Here is a 21,515-nt window from a genome sequence, read left to right as displayed (position 1 = left end):
GGATTGGTCCGATGGAAACTGTTTATTGCCGGACCCGTTTTTTGTCAAGGCAGTTCAAGGACGCGCCGCTCACCCGTCGGCAGCACAATCGTCGCCGAATCTATGCCGATTGAGACCACATGCGCCTCACCCACGCGGCTGCCCGGGAAAACCGGTTTGCCATTGATCACCGCCGAAGGATGCTTGGAATAAAAAATTCCCTGGAGCTTGTAAACGACCGGTTCCGGCTTCGGCGCAACTACTGGCGAGACCGCAACTGCATTAGTCGTTATTTCCATCACCATCGCCGCCGGTTTTTCCGGAGCGGCGATTGCAGGAGCAGGCGTCGGCGCAGTCATGGCCATTTGAACCGGCTTGGCTGGTTCAACCACCGGAGCCTGCGCTTGCTCAGCGGGAAAAGAATTCGCGCGCACCTTCATCGCGCCGCCGCTTTGCGACCATGCCCAAATCAATAATCCCGCCAAAAGCAAAATCACCACCGCCAGCATCGGCAGCAAAAAATCCGGGCGCGCGTTTCGAGCGCGCATCACCGGTTGCAATGCCGGACCATCGGCGGCCACGTCTTGCGGCTGCGTTTCCTTCGCCCGTTTCAGGGCATCGTTAATCAAACTCATGCGTTAATCTTGCCTTCCAACTCTCGCAACGCCCGGCCGACCAGGCGAAAATCAATCTTGTCCCGCTGCTCCACGAATGCGGCCAGCAGAGCCTTGTCGCACACCGCGTTTATCAACCGCGGAATGCCCTGGCTGTAGCGATACACCCGCCACAACGCCGGCGTCGTGAAGTAAGGCGCGCCTTGCGCACCCGAAACTTGAAGCCGATGCTGCACGTATTGTGCCACTTCCGCACGCGTGAGGGGTGTCAGGTGGTAGCGCACGGTGATGCGTTGCCGCAACTGCCTTAGCGAATGGTCGTTCAAGCGGTCGCGCAATTCCGGTTGTCCCATCAACACGATTTGCAGCAGCTTGCGGTCGTCTGTCTCCAGATTGGACAGTAGCCGCACTTGTTCGAGCAGTTCGTTGGTCAGGTCCTGCGCCTCGTCAATGATCAAAACCGTCTCGCGATTCGCCTCCAACTGATGCAACAGAAAATCATTGATGAGCGCGATGGTTTCCAACCGGTCAAGCCCGCGCGCGTCCAAACCGAACTCGATGGCGACGGCTCTTACGAGTTGATCCATGCCCATCACCGGATTGAGGATGAGCGCTGTGGAAAAATTTTCGCCAAGCTGTTCGAGCAACGCGCGGCATAAGGTCGTCTTGCCCGCGCCGACTTCACCCGTGAGTTGGACGAACCCCTTCCGTTCGCGGATGCCATACAAAAGATGGTTGAGCGCCTCGCGATGCTTGCCGCTGAAAAACAGAAAGCGCGGATTCGGCGTTATCGTGAAGGGCGGCTCGGTCAGGCCGTAATATTCCAAATACACGCTTCATCTGTAGCAAAAAACGCCCCACAAGAAAGAAAAGAAATTTAAGGTCAGGCGTTTTGTAGTTTTGCCGACATGGGACAAGTCAATTTGACGCAGAGGCGCAGAGGTCCTTGCGGACGGCCACGGGGAGAAAGAGTCATGGATGATGAAAAATTTGTTTCCTCCGTACCATCCAATATTTGTTTTTTCTCTGCGCCTCTGCGTCAAAAAAGCCAGCACGACCGTCACCATTCCCGAACGAGTGCCTCATCCATCCTCATAACCCAAACGATTTTTTCAAATCAGTTTTTGTAAAAGGGGACTTTACATTTGGCCCATTGTGCGCTTTTCTAAAGGCACGTCTCAAGCTGCACCGGATTCGACTTACGGGTTATGAAAAAATTATTTGTTATAACAACTACTGGCGTTCTCACGGGCCTCTCATCTTTCGGAGCCATTGACCTCAAGGAATCCAAGTTCACCCAGGTCGTCAATGATGTGGAAATCATCTCCACGTCCGATAATTCCAAGCATGCCGCCTCGGTGGATGGCCTCTTCAAAATGCCGGACGTGCTGCGTACCGGCCCCGGCTCCCGCGCAGAACTCGTCGCCGCCGACAACACCATCACCCGCGTCGGCGCCAACACCATTTTCTCTTTCGATGCCGCCAATCGCAGCATCCATCTCGAGCAAGGCAGCCTCCTTTTCAATTCGCCCAAGGGCAAAGGCGGCGGCTCGATCCACACCGCGGCGGCCACGGCGGCCGTGCTCGGCACGACCATCATCGTGGTCACCACGCCCAGCGGCGGTTTCAAAGTGCTGACGCTCGAAGGCACGGCTGAAGTGAAATTTCAGCAAGGCTTCACCCGCCAGATTCACGCGGGCCAGTTGATCTTTGTATTGCCCGGCGGTTTGCCCGGCCCGGTGCTTTCCTTCCGGCTCGACCAGCAGGTCACCGGCAGCCGCCTCGTTCAAGGTTTCAACAAACCCCTGGGGTCCATCAATAAGGTGAACGCCCAGATCGCCCACCAGATCAAACAAATCGCTTCTGGCAAAGCCACGGACACCGGCCTGCTCGTCGGCTCCGAAGCCAGCTCCACCGGTGTGCAGGTCATCAGCGCCATCGCCGCACTCAACGGCGGCGACCCCGAAAATACCGGCTCCAATCCCTTGCTGACGCCCATGTCTGGCGGCAGCACCAATAGTAATAATGGCCTTCCGCCCGGTTATGTCGTTCCGAACGGCCTGACTTTCCGGAACGGCGGTTTCGTCCAGCCGGATAACTTTGTATTCATCTCGCAGGAAGGCCAGCCGATCACCGATGCCGCCCTTCCAGCCGAAGCCACCGTCGGCGCTGCCAATGACGTCACGATTTCCAGTTCCACTCTCGACAGCACCCGTGTCTTTACCGAACCGGTTACGGTTGAGGTGCCCGAATTCAGTTCCACGCCGTTCCATACCGTCACCGGTTTCATCGCGCGCAATATTACCTTCAGCACGCCATCCGTGGACTTAAGCCCTTATTCGTCGCTATCGCGGTTCACGTTCCTGGCCACCGAAGGGCTGGCTATTTCCGGCTCGCTCGATACCGGTTCGAGCGATGCCTTTTCCGGAGACATTAATTTCGCGGGCGCCACACTCACCATCGCTTCCGGCAGCAAAATCACTTCGGAGTCCGATCTGATAGATTTCGGCACCATCAATGCCCTGAACCTCAACCAGGTCAGCTTCGCCAACAGTGGCGAGGTCGAACTTTCGAGTTCGGATTCAGATGTCACGCTCACCGACTCCCCCATCAACGCTTCTCAGGTTGAAATTGACAGCGGCGGCATTCTCACTCTGACCGGCGAAACGCCAACGACCGGCCAGATCACGACCGGCGGCAATATCATTTTAAATTCCGAAAGCGGAATGACGATCAACGAGAATCTTTCCTCGGACAGTGGCGATATTTCACTGGCAAATACCGCCGGCACCCTGGCGATCAACTCCGGCGTGTCAATCTCCACCTCCGGCGATATTTCGATTGATTCCGATATCGGCGCCATCAACGTCGCCGGCGCGAACATTCAAGGCAGGGATGTCGGGCTGACTTCCGGCAACGGAATGACCCTTAACGGCGCGACCATCGGGGCCGACACCGAAGACGGCGAGTTGGATATCTTCAATGATTCCTTTAATCCGCTGACCGTTAATAACGGAACCATCCTCTCCGCCAGCGTGATTGATGTCGAATCGGATGGCCCCATCAGTTTTGATTCCTCCACCATTGGCGACCCGATGCAGGGCGCGATGAATATTACAGTTGAAGGTGATTCGTCCATTTCCCTGAATTCGACGCCTGTCACCGGCAACAATATCCTTATTTCCGCCAATGATACTCTCACGCTTTCCCAATCGGTTAATGCTCCCGGCACCATCACTGGCGGCGCATCCGTTGATTTGGAATCCGGCGACGGCATGAGTGTCGGCGTAAATATCGTCGCCAATGGAGGCACTGGCCGCCTCACTATTGACAACAGCTTTGATGAACTCCACATCCTTGGCGGCGTTCAAATGGCCGCCGGTCTCATCCAGATTAATTCGGAAGAGGGCTCCATTCTTATTGATCCCGGCGTCACGATCAACGGTTCCGGCGGCATTGGTTTTCAAGCCGATTCGGACATCACGATCGGGGCCAATGTCGCTTCCACTGGCGGCAATATTAATGTCGAAACCTTCGAGGGTAATCTTGACCTCAGCCCCGGCGCCAGCCTCAGCGGCGGAAACGTGGCCCTCATCGCGGATGACGGCAGCATCCTGATTGACGGAACCAGCACCATCGTCGGCAACTCCAGCGTCAGCCTGCATTCCTCCGACGCCATGAGCATCGGTGGCAATATCACCAGCGCGCCTTCCGGCGGCAACATCAGCCTCATCTCGGACAACGGCCCGATCACCATCAATGCGGGCGTTCAGATTTCGGGCGATAACATCGGCATTACTTCCGGCGGGTTTTTGCAAACGGCGTCTTCCACCGTGCTGAGCGGAAATTCCTCCGTCCAACTTTCCTCCATCGGCGGCGCGAATATCGGCGGCACTATCACCGCCAATGCGCAATCCGGTTCCATCTCCGTGGCGAACAGTTCCGGGCAGCTCACAATCAACAACGGCGCCAAATTCACTGCGAGTGTGATCACCTTCAACTCGCCAGACGGCATTTTGATTGATACCCCCGGACAGATCGCCGCCGGCACGCTGAACATTTCTTCCGGCACTCAACTGAGCGCGATGGCTCAAGTCCAAAACGCGGACCTTTCCGGTGTCGGCTCGCTGAACGTCAACGCCCGCACGATTGTGCTTACGGATGTGGCGCTGCCCAACAGCGGCAACACCAGCTTCGGCGTAGCCAATGGCGTCACCGCTCAAGGCGCAAATACGATGAAACAAATCATCCTTGGCGACGTCAATCTGGTCAAAGGTGTGACCTTCCAGGGTACGCTGATCACCGACGCCATGATTCAACAAGGCGCTGCCGGATACACCGTCCATGGTTTGTGAACGCCTTAACCAATAAATTTATTACCATGACAAACCAACTGACCATGCGCGCTAAATTTAAAACCGCAGTCACCGCCGTTGCGTCACTCTATCTCGGCTCGACCGGCCTGCTTTTGGCACAGGCGCCCGCCATTCAAGCCATCAATGGGCAAACCACCCCGGCTCCGGTCCTGCAATACAATCAAAACACGGCCACCCGCCAGCAGGAGGAGATGCTCAATAATCTCACCACCACCAACGCCCCCGAGCTTTATCCTGGTGAAGATGAAGATGTCGGCCCGCAGCACATTCTCAAAATCAAACCGATCCACAATTATTTTGAAGGCGTGGCCGATACGCAATATGCCTTCACCGATAATAACCGCCTCGATAATCATTTCCACGTCTCCACTCTCTACGCGGTCAATACGGTCCAAATCGCGTTTGCGCCCTCCGCTTACGATCTCGGCCCGGGCAAATTCGCGCCGCGCGTCGGATTCCGTAGCCAGTGGTATAATTACGGTCTCGGCGATAATAGCCAGGAATCCGCCCTCGATTTTAACGCGCAAACTTTCTTCGCCTCCGGCCAATATCTTTGGCATGAGAATTGGGAATTCGATACCGAATTGGATTACACCCGCCTCCTCACCCAGGCGAACTACAATCAATTTTACTACGAAGTCATGCCTGCGGTCACCGTGCAGCGGTTCTTCAAAATTCGTGACAACCTGATCGTCTCTTTGATCGGCCAGGAATCGTATCACTTTACGGGTGTCCCGAGCATTTTCGGAAGCTCTGAGGATGTCAATGACCGCCTCGATTCCGTGGTGGGCGTCTCCGCAAGCTGGCAGATCCTGGGTAAGCTGGTTTTGCAGCCGTACTATCGCTTTGACGAAACCTACTATCGGCGCGACTTCGCCGGCGTGGCTCGCAACGATTTCCAGCATATCCTCGGCGCGAGTGCCACCTGGTATTTCACTCCGCAACTTTCCGCGCGCGTCTATGCCAGTGAAAGCATCCGCACCTCGGATGACCAGTTCACTCCCAGCTACGATAAATTGGACACCGGCCTTGGCCTGAATTTGACGCTGCGTTTCTAAAAGACGTCGCTTCTGACACCATCGCCAAGCCATTGCGGCTTGGCCTTTTTGTTTTTGTCACCTTGAAAGTTGAAATTGAACCCGTGAAACATTCCCCGTGAAATCTTTAACCGAACATATGTGGTTTGAAGTTCCTGGGCGGCGCGGTTTTGTCAATATTACCGCGACCGTGGAAAAACTGGTTCGGCAGAGCGGGGTGCAGGAGGGGCTTTGTCTCGTCAATGCCATGCACATCACCGCTTCGGTGTTCATCAATGATGCGGAGTCCGGCTTGCTCGCCGATTACGATCTTTGGCTGGAGAAACTCGCCCCGCACGCGCCCACCGGCCAGTATCAGCACAATCGCACCGGTGAAGACAATGCGGACGCCCACTTGAAACGCCAGATCATGGGCCGCGAAGTGGTGGTGGCGATCACGAAAGGAAAACTCGATTTCGGCCCCTGGGAACAAATTTTCTACGGTGAGTTTGACGGCTCCCGCCGCAAGCGCGTCCTTGTCAAAATTATTGGCGAGTAGAATTAGAATGGATGCGCGCGACGGCGGGCTTCTTTTCCCGCGCCGGACGCGTTCTCAGCCACGCGTCCGAAATAATCGCGATGATCAGCGTGACCACACAAGCCCCCGCGACGAATGGCACCAGCCGGCCCGGATTATGTTCCAGCGCCCGCCCCAGCGTCACGGCCACATATATGATATTGTTCAACGTCATATCCATCTCTAACCTCTACAAAGTTAGACGGCGCGCCCCGTAATTTGTTCGATTCATCCGCCCGATTTTTTTCCGGGCTCAAAACCAGCACCGTGCAGGCGGCATTTCGCGCGACGCATTTGGTCAAATTGTTTCCGAAAAATTCGCGCCACCACCCCGCTTTCCCCGCCATCATGACCATCAAGCTCGCGGAATTTTGCTTCGCTGCATTCAGAATGGCGGCTGCCACCGGCCCTTGCCCGATCAAACATTGCACGGGAACAGCCGCCATCTGCGCAAAGCTCGCGAGTATTTTCACCTTCACGGCCGCTTCGCTCCGCAAATCGGCCATGAGCCTGTCCACATTCGCCGGGCCAAAAGGTGAAAGATTCAGATGAATCGCGTGAAACAAAATCATCCGGGCCTCCAGTTCTTTAGCCAGGTTTATGGCTGCCTTCACAGCGGGCAGCGAATCGGCCGTCACATCAACCGGAACCAAAATGACCGGCGTTTTTTTGGTGGTTTTACGTTCACAATCAGCAAATCCAGCAGTCTCCTCGCCCCGGCGTTTCCACAATCTGGTTCTAATATTCATGGAAAGAATCTCGTTCCCACTACCATGATTGAGGAATCAAAAGACCCTTTGAACCCGTTAAATAATTGTAAAAACTCCTCCGTTCGCTTCCGCAATCGAACCGCTTCGCCCACTGCTACACCGCCATCACTTTCTTAAACCGCGTCCACTTCAAATCCCTGCTCGCGCAGCCGCTGTAATTTATACAGCAGCGCGCGGCGGCTGATGCCCAGCGCCTTCGCGGTTTCCGTGCGGTTGAAATCATTTTTTCGCAATGCTTCGAGCACCGCCGTGCGTTCCACTTCTTCGAGCCGCCGCGCGTCGGCGGGCATTTCATCGGGCGTTTGCGCGCGGGCCGCTCCTGAACGCACGCGCGCCGGCAAGTGCTCCGGCAAAATCAGTTCGCCACCTGAAAGCAGCGCCGCGCGTTCCATCGCGTTCCGCAATTCCCGCACGTTGCCCGGCCAGGAATATCGCTCCAGCGATTCCGCCACGGCTTGCGACAATCTCGCGCGGCCTTTCGTCAGGTCGCCGAGAATTTGCGTCGCCAGCGGCAAAATATCTTCGCGCCGCTCGCGCAACGGCGGGATGTTCAACTCGACGACATTGAGGCGATAAAAAAGGTCTTCGCGAAAACGCCCCGCCTTGACTTCCTCTTCGAGATTGCGATTCGTCGCGGCGAGGATGCGCGCGTTGACGTGGATTTCCGTGTTCGATCCGATGCGCTGGAAACGCCCGTCCTGCGCCACGCGCAGCAGCTTCGCCTGCAACTGCGGTGACATCTCGGCGATCTCATCCAAAAAAATCGTGCCGCCGTTGGCCGTCTCAAAACGGCCGATGCGTTGCGCCACCGCGCCCGTGAACGAGCCTTTTTCGTGACCGAACAATTCGCTTTCCAGCAGCGTCTCGGGAATCGCCGCGCAATTCACCTTCACCAGCGGCCCCGCCGCACGCGGGCTCCACGCGTGGATGACTTCCGCCAAAACTTCCTTGCCCACGCCGCTTTCGCCGGTGATGAGCACGCGGCTTTCGGAAGGCGCGATGAGCGAGGTGTCGCGAAAAATCGCCTGCATCAGCGGGCTTTGCGCGATGACCCGCGGCGGCAGTTGCCGGTTGTCATTGAACTTCAGCGGCGCGGTGCGCGAAAGTCCGGTGGCCTGCCGCACCAGCGCCAGCAACTGGTCGAGGTCAATCGGCTTGGCGAGATAATCCACCGCGCCGTCACGGATCGCGTGCACGGCGTCGCGCACGTCGGTGAACGCGGTGACGAGCAGGATCGGCAGCCGCGCGTGTTCCTGGCGGGCGAGCCGCAGCGTGTCGAGCCCGGAAATTCCCGGCATGCGCACGTCCGAAATCATCATGGCGATTTCTTCGCTGCGCAAAACTTCCAGCGCGCGTTCCCCCGAATCAACGACCACAGTTTTTAATCCCTGGCTGGTGAGAAAAGTGTTGAGCAAACTCCGCTGCCCGGCGTCGTCATCCACAATCAGGATGCGCGGGGTGGTTGCGGACGGCTTGGGAGTTTCGGGGGGCATGACTCACCCTTTCGCCGTGAGCTTCACATGCGTGATGCGGAAATTCGCCCCGGCCGGCTGGTTGGCCACGCATTCAATTTCCCAGCCATGCGCGAGCACGATCTGTTGCACCACCGCGAGGCCGAGGCCGGTGCCTTCCTCGTGGGTCGTGAAGTAAGGTTTGAAAATTTCCTTGCGCTGGTCCGGCGCGACGCCCGGGCCGTTGTCGGCGATCTCGATGAACGCTTCCGCATTGCCTTGTTTTCCCGTGCGAATCTGGATCTCGCCCTTGTCCGCGACCGCTTGAATGGCATTCATCACCAGATTGAACAAGGCTTGCCGCAACAACTGTTCATCCGCCTCGATGACTAATTCCTCGGCCAGGTTCTGCACCTGCACGTGTTTTTCCTCGATGTCGTAATTCAATGCGCGCACCACTTCGCCGACGACAGAGTTCAAGCGCGTCGCCGCCCGGCGCACTTCGCGCGGACGCGAATAATTGATGAACTCGTTCAACTGCGCCGCCACGCGGTCGCTCTCGTCAATGATTTCGCGCGATTTGAGCCGGATCTCCGGCGAGGCGTCTTCCTGCTTCGAGATCATTTGCGCCAGGCCGCGCACGATGTTGAGCGGGTTGCGGGTTTCATGCGCCAAACCGGCGGCGGCCAAATTCATTTCCTTCAGATGCAGATTCGATTCGCTCGCGCGCACCAGGCGGATCTGCAATTCGGAAGTTTTGTTCGCGTTGTTCCACGCTAGTCCGTAACCCACGACTCCCACGGTCGCCAAAATCGCGATGATGAGCCGCAGCCACAAATCCTGTTCCATCACCATCGCCACCGAGCGCGCGGACATGACCATCACGAACCCATGCGCGCCTTTTTTCTCGCGTAACGTCTGCATTTCCGCCGGCGTCAGGCGCGGGCGGCGCGGGCCCCGGCGCATCCCGTTGGTGCCGTCGAAACCATTTGTGCCCGGCGGCATATTCGTCATTCCCGCCAGGTCGGGCGGCGGTGGGGGCGGCGAATTGAAATCTCCCGGAGGGCCGTTGGTATCGCCCGGCGGACGCCCGTCAAAGTCGGGTCGCGGCGGGCGGTTGGTGGGAAAGGTGCTGATGATGTTCGTGCCCAGATCCACCAGATTCTTCAGCGTGACCTTCTGCTCCTCATCATCCCAATATTCTCCATTGGGCAATTCGTCCTTGGGCAATTCGATGGGCGCACCCGCGCCGACGAGTTCCTCGCCCTGCGCGTTATACAATTTGATGGAATAAACCTCGCCCTCCTTCACCAACTCCTCGAGCCACGGTTCGATTCTTTCCTTCGGGGAAAACGGCCCGCGCGCGGTCACGCGCATGATCAAGGCCAGCGTGTTCGAGATGTCCTCCGCGCGATGCCGCAAGAGCCCGCGCGCGGCGCGGCGCACGCGCAGATGCTCCGCACCCTGCCAGCCGAGCAACGCCAGCCAGATCGCCAGCAGCGTTCCGTAAACCAGCCAACTGCGGCGCGTCATAATGAGTTATGGTTTTTCAAATCGCGTACCGCGCACGGGCATTCCTTCGCGAATGCCGGCATGCGTTATACTTGCCTCAGAGAACGCGCCAGTTCAAGGCGCGTTATTTCACCGTTTCGGGCGAACTCCAGACCGTATGAGGTTTCGTGGGCAACCGGTCAAAATATTGATCCAGCTCCTGTTCGCCGAAGGAGCGGCGCGACAAGTCCGCGGCTTTTTCCTCGTGCTTGCTCACGCTCGCGATCTGGTTCGGCATCGAGACAACATGCGGTGTCAGGAAAATCATCAATTCTTTTTTGGTGGTGGCGCTTTGCTTGTGCTTGAACAGATTTCCCAGCAGCGGAATGTCTCCCAGCACCGGAATCTTCGTATCAATGATCGTCTTGTCGTGCTCCATCAAACCGCCGATGACCACCGTCTGGCCGTCGGGCGTCACGACCACCGTGCTGGCCGAACGCAAATCAATGACCGGGGCGTTGACATTGCTGGACACCGCCACCGTCTGCGCCGACAAACTGGAAATCTGCGGCGCGACGATCATTTCCACCAACCCATCCGACGAAATGAACGGCGTGACCTGCAAAATAATTCCCACGCTCTGGTAAGTGATTTCGCTGACCGGTCCGGACGCGATCGTGGCCGCTTCCACGCCGGTAACGAGCGGCACGGATTGGCCGACCGTGATCGTCGCGGGCTGATTGTTGCGAACCATAATGGACGGACGCGACAGCACTTCGACTTTTTGCGCCGAAGCAATCGCGCGAACCGTCGCATTGAAGTCACTCGCCATCACCGAATACAAACCCGCGCCGCCGGGCACCACGGTTTGCCCGATCTGCTCGCCGCTTGCGCCTAATTGGCTAAGGCCGAAAACATTTGAAGTCCCCACGCCCGGCGCTCCCGTGCCGAACAAGGACGGATTGCTGTTGTGGTGATAGCCGCCTTCCACACCGAAATCCAGCGCGTCGTCGTGCTGCACTTCGAGGAAAACCACCTTGATCAACACCTGGGGTTTGGGACGGTCGAGATTGGAAACGACCTCGCTGATGTGCGCGAAGGTCGCGTCATCGGACATCACGACCAGACTATGCGTCTCGGGGTCGTAACTGAACGTGGCATCGCCCGGGAGAGTGGCGTTGGGATAATCGCGCGTCGAGGAACCGCTGCCCGCCGAAGAGGCTGATGATCCCGATGAACTGGTGCGAAATCCAGTGCCACCGCCGCCGCCGAATCCACCACCGCCGCCGCCGCCCCGTTGTTGCGCGTCCACGGCGACCGCCGCCGCGAGCCAAAAGGCAACGACCGCAGCCCAACGGCATTGTTTCAGTATGTTTACGATCATGATATAATTTCTTTCTGGGTTGAAATCCAATGCGGTTGATTAAAAGGCCTTGCCCGTGCCGCCGGTTGCGCCGCTGCCAAAGGCCGAGGACTGGGAGGTATTATTCTGTTGCTGCAAAAGCGTATTGGCGCGGTTCAACAGCGGATTGCTGGTGGAACTGGCCGAACTGCTGCCGATGCGCGAACTGCCGCCCGCCGCGCTCGTCGCCGGATAGATGTCCTGCAAGATCGTCTGCACGTCTATCGGGTCCGCGTAATCCAGCGGGATGATATGCACGGCCATCTTGCGGTCGTTGCGCGCATCCAGGTCGTCAATCATGACCTGGATCTGGTCCATGACGTTCGTGTCCGCAGTCACCACGAGCGACGAAGTGCGCTTGTCCGCGACGGCGCTGACGTGGGCCATTTTTTTCATGCGGTCACTCTCGGCGTTGCTGGAATTTTGCTGTCTTCCTCCCCGGTTGCCAAAGGGAAAACCACCAAAACCGAAGCGTGTTTGGCTGGCATCGGCCGAGCCGGTGTCATCGGGATACAACGCCGTGAGCAAATCCGCCATTTCCGAAGGATCGGCATTCTTGAGATGAAACACTTTCATGATCGTTGAATTTTCGACCGCCGTATCCACCTGGGCCACGAGGTCGTCAATCGTGGCGATCAAACTGTCCGGCACGCTCACGACGAGGGAATTGCTGTGGTCATCCGAAACCGCCGTGACCTTCGCCGTCGGGGTATGGCCATTGTTGACGGCATCATCGCCACCGCCACCACCTCCGCCGCCGAATGGGTTGAACCCGCCGCCACCGCCACCGCGGAAACGTCCAAAAAGCCCGCCACCGCCACCACCGCGACCACCCTGCGAATCGGGAGTCGGAAACAGAGACGTGATCAAAGTCGCCAGCGCTTTTGAATCCGCATATTTCAACGGATACACCTTGACGGTGGCGCTGCTGGAATTTACCGAATCAAGTCCGGCGATGATCTGGGCGAAGCGATGGATGTTGGCTTGCGTGCCGGTGATCACCAGCGAATTGGCGGAGTCATCCGCCGTGATGGTCGTGTCCGGCGGGCGCAACGGGTCGAGGTCTTTGACTAATTGCACGACGTTCAGGCTATGCACCGGAATGATCTGGGTCACGATGTCCGCCGTCGTAGGAATGGTCGCGGGATCGGGATTCACGATGACCGGGATATTATTAAACCTCGCGTCTGAAGTGCGGATGATCGTCAGCGTGCGGCCTTCGGGCAGCAACGTGTAACCGTTATCGTTGAGAATGCGCGTGAGTAATTTCACCGCTTCGTCACTGGTCAGCGGCTGTTCGCTCCAGACGGTGACTTTGCCGCTGATGTCGGTCTTGGGATGAATGATGAAACCCGCCGCCGCGCTCATGTAATTCAACACGGCTTCCAAAGGCGCATTGCGGAAGTTCAAATGCAACCCGCGCACACCGGTCGGCACCGGCACAATGACATTCGTGTCGGGAACATACACCGGCGCGGAGGGCGAGGTCACCGCCGGCGTAAATGACGGAGTGGATGGCGTCGTTGTCGCAGGTGTGGATGGCGTGGACGGCGCGGACACGTCGGCGGGAGCCGGCGGGGCGGCATTGTTGTCGGGCGCGGCGGCATCATCCGGCGGTGGCGGCGGCAGCGGTTGATCGTCGCCGGTCGTGGTCGGGGCGGCGACGGTTGCCGCCTCTGCTGTATTGGTATCATTGGCGGCGCGCAAAGTCGCCGTGGCGCACAACGCGCCGGCCAGTCCGATCAGTAAAAGAGTTTTTTTCATAGGTTTTATTTTTCGCTCATTCGCTTCATCATCATTCGCTTCATCACATCACTCTCCGGGCCGCTCGATTCCGGCGCGCTCGCCGGACTCCCAGTTATCGCTGTGTTGCTGCCGGTGGAATCCGACGGCGTGGAAATGGACGTCTCGTCCGCGTCCGAACCGTCCGCCTTCCGCCACGAGCCGCCTTCCTGCCGCCGCATGCGCATGCCGACGGGCAAATTAAACGTCCGGTTGCTCGACGCCGCCAGCACGATATGGTCGTCGGCGATCTGCGTGATCTTATATCCCGCAATTTTATCCATCGGTTTCAGCGTCTTGCGGTATTCCGAACTGTTGCTATCGAAAAACGCGTACCGCCCCTGCTCATAACTCATCGTGCCCACCAGGGTGAACGAATCCACGCGCGGCGGGCGTTCGGTGCGTCGAATAATTCTCGTCCCCGAACGAGTCGGATCAAAAATATTTCGTTTCGAGATCAAATCGAACGAATGAAAATCCGTCACTGCCATGCTGTTGCTGGCGGCAGTGGCGCTGGAATTGGCATTGGTGGTTGCGACCGCGTTTGTGCCCGCGACCGCATTCGTGTCCTGCGCGCGCGCCGTTGCGCTCGCGGCCAGCAAGCCCGCCAATAAAAATATTTTAAATGATTTGGGCTTCATTGGGGTTGCGGGGGCGGGTTGAGGAGCAGGCCGCTGACTTCGAGGCCGAGCGAGAGCGTGCGCCCGGAATCGTCGCGCGACGAAATTTCCACGTTATCCACTTTCACGCCCATGCGATCATTTTCCACCTCATAAAGAAACCGGGAAATGCGCGACATGTCACCGGTATAATCCACGCGGCATTCGAGCGTCATGTAATCGTCCTCGGGCTGTTTCCATTGCGGCTTGATCGAGATGCGCGTGAGCCCGGCACGGCGTTCCCAGTGGTCGAGCGCGGTCAGCATGTCGGCCTCGGCCTGCGAAACATTCGAGGGCAGCGCGTTCGTTTGCATTTCATCCCAACGCCCGCGAACGAGGTCGGCACGCCGGATCATGCGCTCGCCGTCGTCCACCTGCTTGCGCAAATCGGCGATGCGGTCGGTGCGCGCATGCCAGCTATTGATCAGCGGCGTGAGGATGACCGTGTCGCCGACGTAAAGTCCCACCGCGATCCCGGCGAGGATCATCAGGAGTTTTTGGCGATTTTTAATTTCCAGTGGCATTGTTGGCTTCCCATTGAAAGTTCAGAGTGAATTGCACCGGCGCCTGGCCGCGCACCATTTCTGTTTTTAAATCCGTCACTTCGCTGTCGGCGCGCAATTTCGCCAGCAGCGCGAGATAAGATTGATTGTCCCGCGCCACGCCGGAGCAGGTCACGTTCGACAAATCGTGGATTTCGAGATTCTTCGCGGAGACATAGCCCGCTTCAGGAAACGCCTCGGTGATGGCTTTCATGATGCGCATCGCGCGGAACGAACGGTCGTACCACGGACGAAATCGGCGGATCTGGTCCTGCGCATGGGATAATTCAGCCACTTGCGCCGACATGCCGTGCCAGCGGTTTTCGAGCCGCGAAATTTGCCATTGCTGGATGAGGAAAGCGATGATGACGATCGCCGCCGCGCCGCCCGCCGCCGCGCCGACCCAACCGAATTTCCGCGAGGCCAGATTGTTGTTGATGAATTGCTGCCAGGGATGGACTTTCGGCGGCAAAAATTCCGGCCTGGAAAGCCCGCTGCGAAGGAAATTCGCGGCGAGCGCGAGCGCGGGTGAAAGCGCGATGTCCGGCGAGGGCGCGGTGGAAAATTGCGCGTCGGAAGCGCGGTCCATCAATTCGACTTTGAGGCCCATGCCTTCGAGACGGCGGGCGATGTCGGTATTGAACTGGCGCGCGATTTCGCCGCGGCTATAAATGCGCGCGAGGCGAACATCCTTGCCGAAGGCGGCGGGCAACTGGCCGAGCGTGATGCGGATTTCGCGCGCCACGAGGTCGGCGTCAATGCCCTTGAGCGCGGCATCGGTGTCCAGCGCACCATCGAGCGAGCGCAACGCCGCGATGCCTCCGCCCGCGCTGACTTGCAAATCAATTCCGTGCGGCGCGATGCCGAGGGTCAACAGGCCGGGTTGTGATTCCGTGCCGGCGGCGGCAAGCGCGGTGATGCCGATGGAAAAAGTGAGCGGCTTCAGTTGCGCGGCTTTCAAGGCGCGCTCAAGAATCGCAATATGATTTCGCGGAATGCCCAGCAGCGTGGCGTATTGTTCGCCACCGGCGACGCGCACGCGCGAATCGGCGATGTATAAATTCTCGTGGCCCGAAGGAAAACCGCGTTCGGATTCAAGCGCCAGGAAACTGGCGATGTCTTCTTCCGGCAGGTCGGGCAATTTGGTCTGCACCGTGAGCACCCAGTTCAGCGGGAGGCACACGGCGCAACGGCGCTCGCGGATGCCCGCCTGATCGAGGTGATTGCGGATTTCGCGGCCGACGAGTTCGGGATCGCCGCTCAAGGGCGAGAGCGCCAGCGGCACGGAAAGTGTCTGCTGGATTTGCAGCGAACCATTCCGGCGCATCACGACGGCCTCAAGGCGATTGCCGTCGAGGCTGATGCCCAGCACCGACGAAGCGCGTTTGGTTTTTGGAAGTTTGATCATGGTTTCTGTTTGCCGAGGAGCCATTTGTCCCGCACGTCTTTGCCGAGCGCCCAGCCCAGCTCGCTCAAGTCCTGCCGATGCAGGACAATCGGAATCCCCTGCCGGGTGTCAAAAATAAACCGGGTGCGGCGGTAACCCCGCCCCTCATGCCCGAGGGCCGCGACGTCCGCCATGAACTGATAACTGTGCCCGGTGAGGTACGGCCCGGCGGCGACGGCGTCCTGCTGCGACAACACTTGCGTCACCCAAACCATCGAGGGCGTCTGGCTGATATTATTCGTGTTCTGCTGGCGATATTGCACGAGTTGGGCGGCTTCGCCGTTGGTCAATCCGGGCAGGCACGCGAGCACGGCCTCGCTGGCGGTGTTCACATTGATCAGGCCGACGAGCGATGCGCCGCGCAAACTGCCTTCGATTTTTGGAAATTCCGTCACGGACATTCCGCTGCGATAATAAAATTGCAACACGCTCGTGAAAGTCGTGCCGGTATTGGCAACGCCGGATGCCGCGATGATTTGATCCGCGCGATTGGCAGCGATGCCATTAGTAATCATCATGTTTTTCAGCGTGGTCTCATTGATCGCGCTCGTGACATTGATGCGGGTCGCGCCATTGCTGTCGGTCGCGGGTTCGGCGGAATAGACGGTGCAATATTCCAGCAAGCCCGGATCGAGCGTGCCGTTCATATTGTCGGAAGGTGGCAAGGCGTCGCCGTCATTTTCATTGGGATCAAGCACGCCGTTCAGGTTGGCATCCTCACCGTAGAGAGTGTCCATGTCCATGCCATAAACCAGGCGAAGCTCATCCACGGTTTCAAAGGGCGCATTCTTCGCGGTGTAAGGCGGCTGGAGCGTTTGATAGGTGTCGGACTCCGCACCGCCGGATTGCGTGGTGGTGTTCGTGCTGCGCCATGCCAGAATATTCGCGATCACCTCGGGTGTCATGCGCGGAAGATTAAACAGGACATTGCTCGAAGCGCTGTTGAGGTTGATCTTCGAGGATTCGTCAATCAACCCGAAGTGCGGCGAGGTCACGGGAGTCTGGGTATCGTCACCGCGGCCGATGAGCCAGAAATGGGCGTTGCCGACGGGCACGGCTTCGTTCTGATACGTCGCGGGATCGGGGAGGATGCCGATGGCGTTCACGTTCGAGAGCACACAGGTGATGTAGCGGCGCGCGCCTTCGATGGCTTGCTCGGCTTCCATGCCCGCCACGCGGTTGTCCGCCGTGTGCAACTCGAAGCTCATGGAGTGCGCGAAATAAAGCGTGATGCTGATGAGCCCAAAAATGATCCACAGCACAATAATCAGCACCGAGCCGTATTCCGACCCGGCGATGCTGGCAGCTTTATTTGGGCGCAGATTCATCAGTTGCTGATTTGGTTCGTGATGGAATTGGTATTCGACCACGTGACGATGGGAACCACGAAATTCACGGGCGGCTTGGTGGCCGCATCGCTTTTCGTGGTGGCGAAACTGATCAACACGCGAATGGCGATGGGGATGTTCGAGAGCGTGGTGCTCCAGGTGTCGTTCCAATTCGTGCCGTCGTAAAAGGAAAATTGCAGTGTCTGGACTCCCGGCAGAAGCACCTGCGCATCGGGCGGCAGCGTGCCGGTGGGATCGAGGAGATTGCGCGTCACGCCGCGGACAAGGTCGCGACCGAGGTTGTTACGGCCGGCCGGCGCTTGCAGTGAATAATCAATTTTTTGGACGTCGCCCCACGGCACGTCCGGCGTGATCATCGCGCTGCCGGTAAAAATTTCCAAAAGCGAGGGCTGAACCATGCCGATGCCGACGGCGTCGCTGCCCATCGGACCGGCGAGCTTGCCCACGGGCACGATATTTTCGAGGTCGCGCTTCATGATCGCGATGGCGCGGTCCACCGGCGCCGTGCGGCCCGCGGATTCACTCGCGCGCTCGCGCAAGTTCATCGCGCCGAAAAACAAGGTGCTGATGGAAATGAGCACGATGGCGGAAATGGCCACGGCGATGAGCAGTTCGATCAGGGTAAAGGCATCGCGCTCGCGCGAAAAGCTCCGAGACGATGCAGCACTGTCCCGAGGGGTAAAATTTTCCGAAACTGAACTCCCTCTCCTCCATGACCCTTCATGGAGGAGAGGGCAAGGGGTGAGGAGGGTTTTATCTTCCAACAAAACGATGGTATCTCTCAACGGGCGCACTCTCACAACTGGCGGAACGGAGGGGACCACCTCTCCCCGGCCCTCTCCCCCGCTGGCGGCGGCGGAGAAGGAGAAGAATTCTGTACACGCGTATTGTGTGGATGCGCGCGCCGGCATACACGCCACTTCGCCTCGCTCGCGGAGTCTCGCGTTGTCCGTTGCACTGGATGATTTGAGCGCAGGGTTCACGGTTGCGAGGTGTTGATGAGCGTGCTGAGGTGGACGGAAAAATTCTTGCCTTGCGCGGTGTAAACTACATCCACGGAAAGCTGGTGAATCAGGTTTTCGTTCACGACGCCCTGATTCACGCCGTTGGCATTTTCATTCGCCGCGAGTCCGCCCGCTTGCGTCCACGGTTCGTTTTTCACCGTCCAATGAAATTGAAATGGGCCTTGCTGCTCGGAACCGCTGGTCGCGGTGATTGTCTGGCCGTTGACGATGGTTTCGTTCAACACGCGGTCGGCGATGCGCGCCGCGAGGGCCTTGCGTTCGGAAACTTCACCCGCGAGCGCGGCTGTGTGCAAGCCCTGGACGATGATCGGAATCACCGCCGCCATCAATGCGAGGCAGACGATCAATTCGATCAGCGTGTAGCCAAAATACGGCACGCGCGTCGCCGCGCATTTCTGCGGGCACGCCAGTCTGTTTCGTATTTTAGTTTTGCACTTCATAACTCAACCCGTTCGCCGTCTGACCGATGATCACCGGCGCATGCTTGCCTTCCTGAAAAAACACACTCGCGAGGCTCGTGTCTTTCACCACATTTCCATCCGGCGAAAAATGGATGCCCTGCATCTTGCCGCGCTTGACCGCTTTTATGCCGTTCTTGGGGATGCCGATTTTCACGCCTTCACCCACGCTGTATTCCACGGACTTCGGGTCGGTATCGTTGTAACCCGGTTCCTGTTCCAAACCATACTGGCCCGCGCCGGGGTCCACCCACAGCAACATCGGCACGCCTTCGGACGCCGCCCGACTCTGCCCGTAATGTGTCAACGCCACAAACTGCTGCACTTCCGAATTCAGCGTGCGACCGGCAAAAAATGTTTCCAACTGCGGAACCACCAATGAAATCACAATCGTCAGCAACACCATCACCAGCATCAACTCAATGAGCGTGAATGCGCGGCGATGGCGTGGCCCGCTGTGCTGTTCATGGTTGATAAACAATATCATCTTTGGTTCCTAAACGTCCGTCCGGCCCGGCTGACGAAAGGCCAAACGTGTTGGAATCCTTTTCGCCGGGAAAAATATAGATATATGGATGTCCCCAGGGATCAATCGGAATGGCTTCCATATATTGTGTCCAATTTGTCGCTGCCGCCGGGCGCACCATCAAATCCACGAGGCCATTCGGAAACTGCCCGGTATCGTGGCGATACATTTCCAATACGGCTCCGAAAGTTTTCATTTGGGTTTTCGCGGCCTTCATTAGCGCATTTTTACTGGTATGCGAGATTGGAAAAAATATTGGTGACAATATTCCGCTAATCACAATCAGAAAAAAAATCGCGGCGCAGGTATTAAATGCCAGCCGCCATTTATTTCGTTTGCCAGTTAACGATGTCATCATCGCCTCCCGGTCTTCCATCCGGCCCCATGGACGACAGGTCATAGGAATTCGGGCGGTGCTTGCCCGGAGCCACATAAACGTAAGGATGCTGCCAGGGATCAACGGGGATGGACTCCATATATTGATGCCAGTTTTGGGAATCGCGCGGCTGCACCATAAGGTCGTTCAGCGACTTGGGATAATGGCCGTTGTCCACCTCGAACATATCCAGCGAAGTAGCGAGCGTGCTGATCTGCGTGGCCGCCGCTTTCTTCTGCGCGTTGGCGCTGACGCCGCCGAATCTCGGCACGACGATGGCCGCAAGGATGCCCAGGATGACCAGCACCAACAAAAGTTCGATCAGGGTAAATGCGGAGCGCGCGCCAGTATAGCTACGATAGTTGCTGCGATTTATTTTCATAGTTCGATGGATTTTGAATTTATTTAATATGAGACGACAAGGTAAAGATCGGCACCAGCATGCCGATGAAAATGGTTCCGATGACGGTGGCCATGAAAAACAAAATCAATGGCTCAGCGATGGAAACGGCGGTCTTCAAATTGCGGTCGAGGTCGCTTTCTGTCACCAGCGCGATACGCACCAGTTCCTGATCGAGGCGTCCGCTTTCCTCCGCAACCGCGATCATCTCAACGACGGAACTGCTGAATAGATTGCTGCACTCGGCGAGACTTTTGCCGAGTTGCCCGCCTTCCTTGACGCGGTCAATCGCGTTGGACACGGCATCCACGAGGATTTGGTTGCCGATGGATTTGCGCGCGACGTTGAGCGATTGCACGAGCGGCACGCCCGCGCCGAGCAACGTCCCCAACATGCGGCAGAAACGCGCCATGGCGAATTGCGCCATCAACGGGCCGACAATCGGCGAACGCAACACAATGCCTTCCCATGAACGCCGCCCTTTCTCAGATACGATCCAGCCGCGAATCAGGAAAACCCCGATCGCCACAGCCGCCGCCATCCATACACCATAATGAATCATCACGCGGCTGACGGCGATGATGCCACGCGTGAGCAGCGGAAGTTGCGCGCCGAAACTGACGAAGATGGTTTGAAAGCGCGGAATAAAAAACACCATCAGGAAAATCAGCACGGCGAAGGTCATGCACAGCAGAATCACCGGATAAATCATGGCGGTGGTGACTTTGCCGCGCAGGTCTTTTTCGCGCGCCTGAAAATCCGCGATCTGCGCGAGCACGAGATCGAGGAAACCGCCGGTTTCGCCCGCTTCAACCATCGCGACATACACACGAGGAAAAGTGTCCGGCGATTGGGCCATGGAATCCGCCAGCGACACGCCGTCAATCACGGAGCTGTGGACTTGCTTCCATTGTTCAGCGGCGGCAGGCGACGCGGCTTCCTTGCAAAGAATCACCAGCGCGCGGCTTAGCGGAACGCCGGCGGCGAGCAAGCTTGAGAGCAGGCGGGTGAAATTTTCCAGCATGCGCGGCGAGACTTTGCGCGATTGGAACAGCGGCTTGGATGCGGCCGAAGGCGCGGGCGCCGCGGCCGGAGCGGCGAGGCCGTTGCGCGCGGGTTTGGCGACGGCGCCACCGGATTTTTCCGAGAGGCTGATGGGCTTGAGGCCGCGCTCTTCCATCTGGCGGAAGGCTTCCTGGCGTCCGCCGGCTTCGAGTTCACCCACGGCGGTTTTGCCGTCGGTTTGCAGGGCTTTATATTGGAATACAGCCATGG

General features: G+C 58.0%; 20 protein-coding genes. 3 read left to right on the top strand and 17 right to left on the bottom strand.

The window, feature by feature from the left end; genetic code table 11:
* Positions 1-44: 44 nt before the first annotated feature.
* Both VH413_01550 and VH413_01545 read right to left on the bottom strand, forming a co-directional pair.
* Positions 45-614, bottom strand: a complete 570-nt coding sequence (locus VH413_01550) for a hypothetical protein (protein ID HEX3797358.1) — start codon at positions 612-614, stop codon at positions 45-47.
* The gene (locus VH413_01545) at positions 611-1,426 is read right to left on the bottom strand and encodes an AAA family ATPase (protein ID HEX3797357.1); all 816 of its coding nucleotides are present in this window, start codon (positions 1,424-1,426) and stop codon (positions 611-613) included. Before VH413_01545 ends, VH413_01550 begins: the two co-directional genes overlap by 4 nt.
* A gap of 375 nt (positions 1,427-1,801) precedes the next feature.
* Here VH413_01545 and VH413_01540 point away from each other — a divergent pair, with 375 nt between their 5' ends.
* From VH413_01540 to VH413_01530, 3 genes are all read left to right on the top strand, one after another.
* On the top strand, positions 1,802-4,948 hold the full coding sequence (locus VH413_01540) for a FecR domain-containing protein (protein HEX3797356.1): 3,147 nt from the start codon (positions 1,802-1,804) through the stop codon (positions 4,946-4,948).
* A 26-nt stretch (positions 4,949-4,974) separates the two neighbouring features.
* Positions 4,975-6,027, top strand: coding sequence for a hypothetical protein (locus VH413_01535; GenBank protein HEX3797355.1), 1,053 nt, complete (start codon positions 4,975-4,977; stop codon positions 6,025-6,027).
* Positions 6,028-6,124: 97 nt separating this feature from the next.
* Entirely contained in the window at positions 6,125-6,544 is a 420-nt protein-coding gene (locus VH413_01530) for a secondary thiamine-phosphate synthase enzyme YjbQ (GenBank protein ID HEX3797354.1), read from the top strand.
* 134 nt (positions 6,545-6,678) lie between these two features.
* Here VH413_01530 and VH413_01525 read toward each other — a convergent pair whose 3' ends face one another.
* From VH413_01525 to VH413_01455, 15 genes are all read right to left on the bottom strand, one after another.
* Positions 6,679-7,311, bottom strand: coding sequence for a universal stress protein (locus VH413_01525; GenBank protein ID HEX3797353.1), 633 nt, complete (start codon positions 7,309-7,311; stop codon positions 6,679-6,681).
* Positions 7,312-7,445: 134 nt separating this feature from the next.
* Positions 7,446-8,825: a sigma-54 dependent transcriptional regulator gene (locus VH413_01520; GenBank protein HEX3797352.1), complete on the bottom strand. Its 1,380-nt coding sequence runs from the start codon at positions 8,823-8,825 to the stop codon at positions 7,446-7,448.
* Positions 8,826-8,828: 3 nt separating this feature from the next.
* Positions 8,829-10,316, bottom strand: coding sequence for an ATP-binding protein (locus VH413_01515; protein HEX3797351.1), 1,488 nt, complete (start codon positions 10,314-10,316; stop codon positions 8,829-8,831).
* A 103-nt stretch (positions 10,317-10,419) separates the two neighbouring features.
* Positions 10,420-11,658 carry a hypothetical protein gene (locus VH413_01510; protein ID HEX3797350.1) on the bottom strand — a complete coding sequence of 413 codons (1,239 nt, stop codon included), beginning with the start codon at positions 11,656-11,658 and terminating at the stop codon, positions 10,420-10,422.
* Between the two features lie 39 nt (positions 11,659-11,697).
* The gene (locus VH413_01505) at positions 11,698-13,440 is read right to left on the bottom strand and encodes a secretin N-terminal domain-containing protein (protein HEX3797349.1); all 1,743 of its coding nucleotides are present in this window, start codon (positions 13,438-13,440) and stop codon (positions 11,698-11,700) included.
* 5 nt (positions 13,441-13,445) lie between these two features.
* A complete protein-coding gene (locus VH413_01500; protein ID HEX3797348.1) occupies positions 13,446-14,099 on the bottom strand; it encodes a hypothetical protein in 654 nt (217 codons plus the stop codon).
* The gene (gene pilO / locus VH413_01495; protein ID HEX3797347.1) at positions 14,096-14,641 is read right to left on the bottom strand and encodes a type 4a pilus biogenesis protein PilO; all 546 of its coding nucleotides are present in this window, start codon (positions 14,639-14,641) and stop codon (positions 14,096-14,098) included. The genes VH413_01500 and pilO overlap by 4 nt, the downstream gene beginning before the upstream one ends.
* Positions 14,625-16,067 carry a hypothetical protein gene (locus VH413_01490; protein ID HEX3797346.1) on the bottom strand — a complete coding sequence of 481 codons (1,443 nt, stop codon included), beginning with the start codon at positions 16,065-16,067 and terminating at the stop codon, positions 14,625-14,627. Before VH413_01490 ends, pilO begins: the two co-directional genes overlap by 17 nt.
* Positions 16,064-17,434 (bottom strand): type II secretion system protein GspK, encoded by a 1,371-nt coding sequence (locus VH413_01485; GenBank protein ID HEX3797345.1) that lies wholly within the window; start codon positions 17,432-17,434, stop codon positions 16,064-16,066. Before VH413_01485 ends, VH413_01490 begins: the two co-directional genes overlap by 4 nt.
* Positions 17,434-18,366, bottom strand: coding sequence for a type II secretion system protein GspJ (locus VH413_01480; protein ID HEX3797344.1), 933 nt, complete (start codon positions 18,364-18,366; stop codon positions 17,434-17,436). The genes VH413_01485 and VH413_01480 overlap by 1 nt, the downstream gene beginning before the upstream one ends.
* Positions 18,367-18,434: 68 nt before the next feature.
* Positions 18,435-18,920 (bottom strand): prepilin-type N-terminal cleavage/methylation domain-containing protein, encoded by a 486-nt coding sequence (locus tag VH413_01475; protein ID HEX3797343.1) that lies wholly within the window; start codon positions 18,918-18,920, stop codon positions 18,435-18,437.
* Positions 18,904-19,425 (bottom strand): prepilin-type N-terminal cleavage/methylation domain-containing protein, encoded by a 522-nt coding sequence (locus VH413_01470; protein ID HEX3797342.1) that lies wholly within the window; start codon positions 19,423-19,425, stop codon positions 18,904-18,906. Before VH413_01470 ends, VH413_01475 begins: the two co-directional genes overlap by 17 nt.
* Positions 19,403-19,681, bottom strand: coding sequence for a type II secretion system protein GspG (locus tag VH413_01465; protein HEX3797341.1), 279 nt, complete (start codon positions 19,679-19,681; stop codon positions 19,403-19,405). The genes VH413_01470 and VH413_01465 overlap by 23 nt, the downstream gene beginning before the upstream one ends.
* 109 nt (positions 19,682-19,790) lie before the next feature.
* Positions 19,791-20,222: a type II secretion system major pseudopilin GspG gene (gene gspG, locus VH413_01460; protein ID HEX3797340.1), complete on the bottom strand. Its 432-nt coding sequence runs from the start codon at positions 20,220-20,222 to the stop codon at positions 19,791-19,793.
* A 19-nt stretch (positions 20,223-20,241) separates the two neighbouring features.
* Positions 20,242-21,513: a type II secretion system F family protein gene (locus tag VH413_01455; GenBank protein HEX3797339.1), complete on the bottom strand. Its 1,272-nt coding sequence runs from the start codon at positions 21,511-21,513 to the stop codon at positions 20,242-20,244.
* Between the last annotated feature and the right edge of the window lie 2 nt (positions 21,514-21,515).

This window comes from Verrucomicrobiia bacterium (assembly GCA_036268055.1).
In the GTDB taxonomy this organism is placed as follows: Bacteria; Verrucomicrobiota; Verrucomicrobiia; order Limisphaerales; family Pedosphaeraceae; genus DATAUW01.
This window is presented reverse-complemented; position numbering and strand designations above follow the sequence as displayed.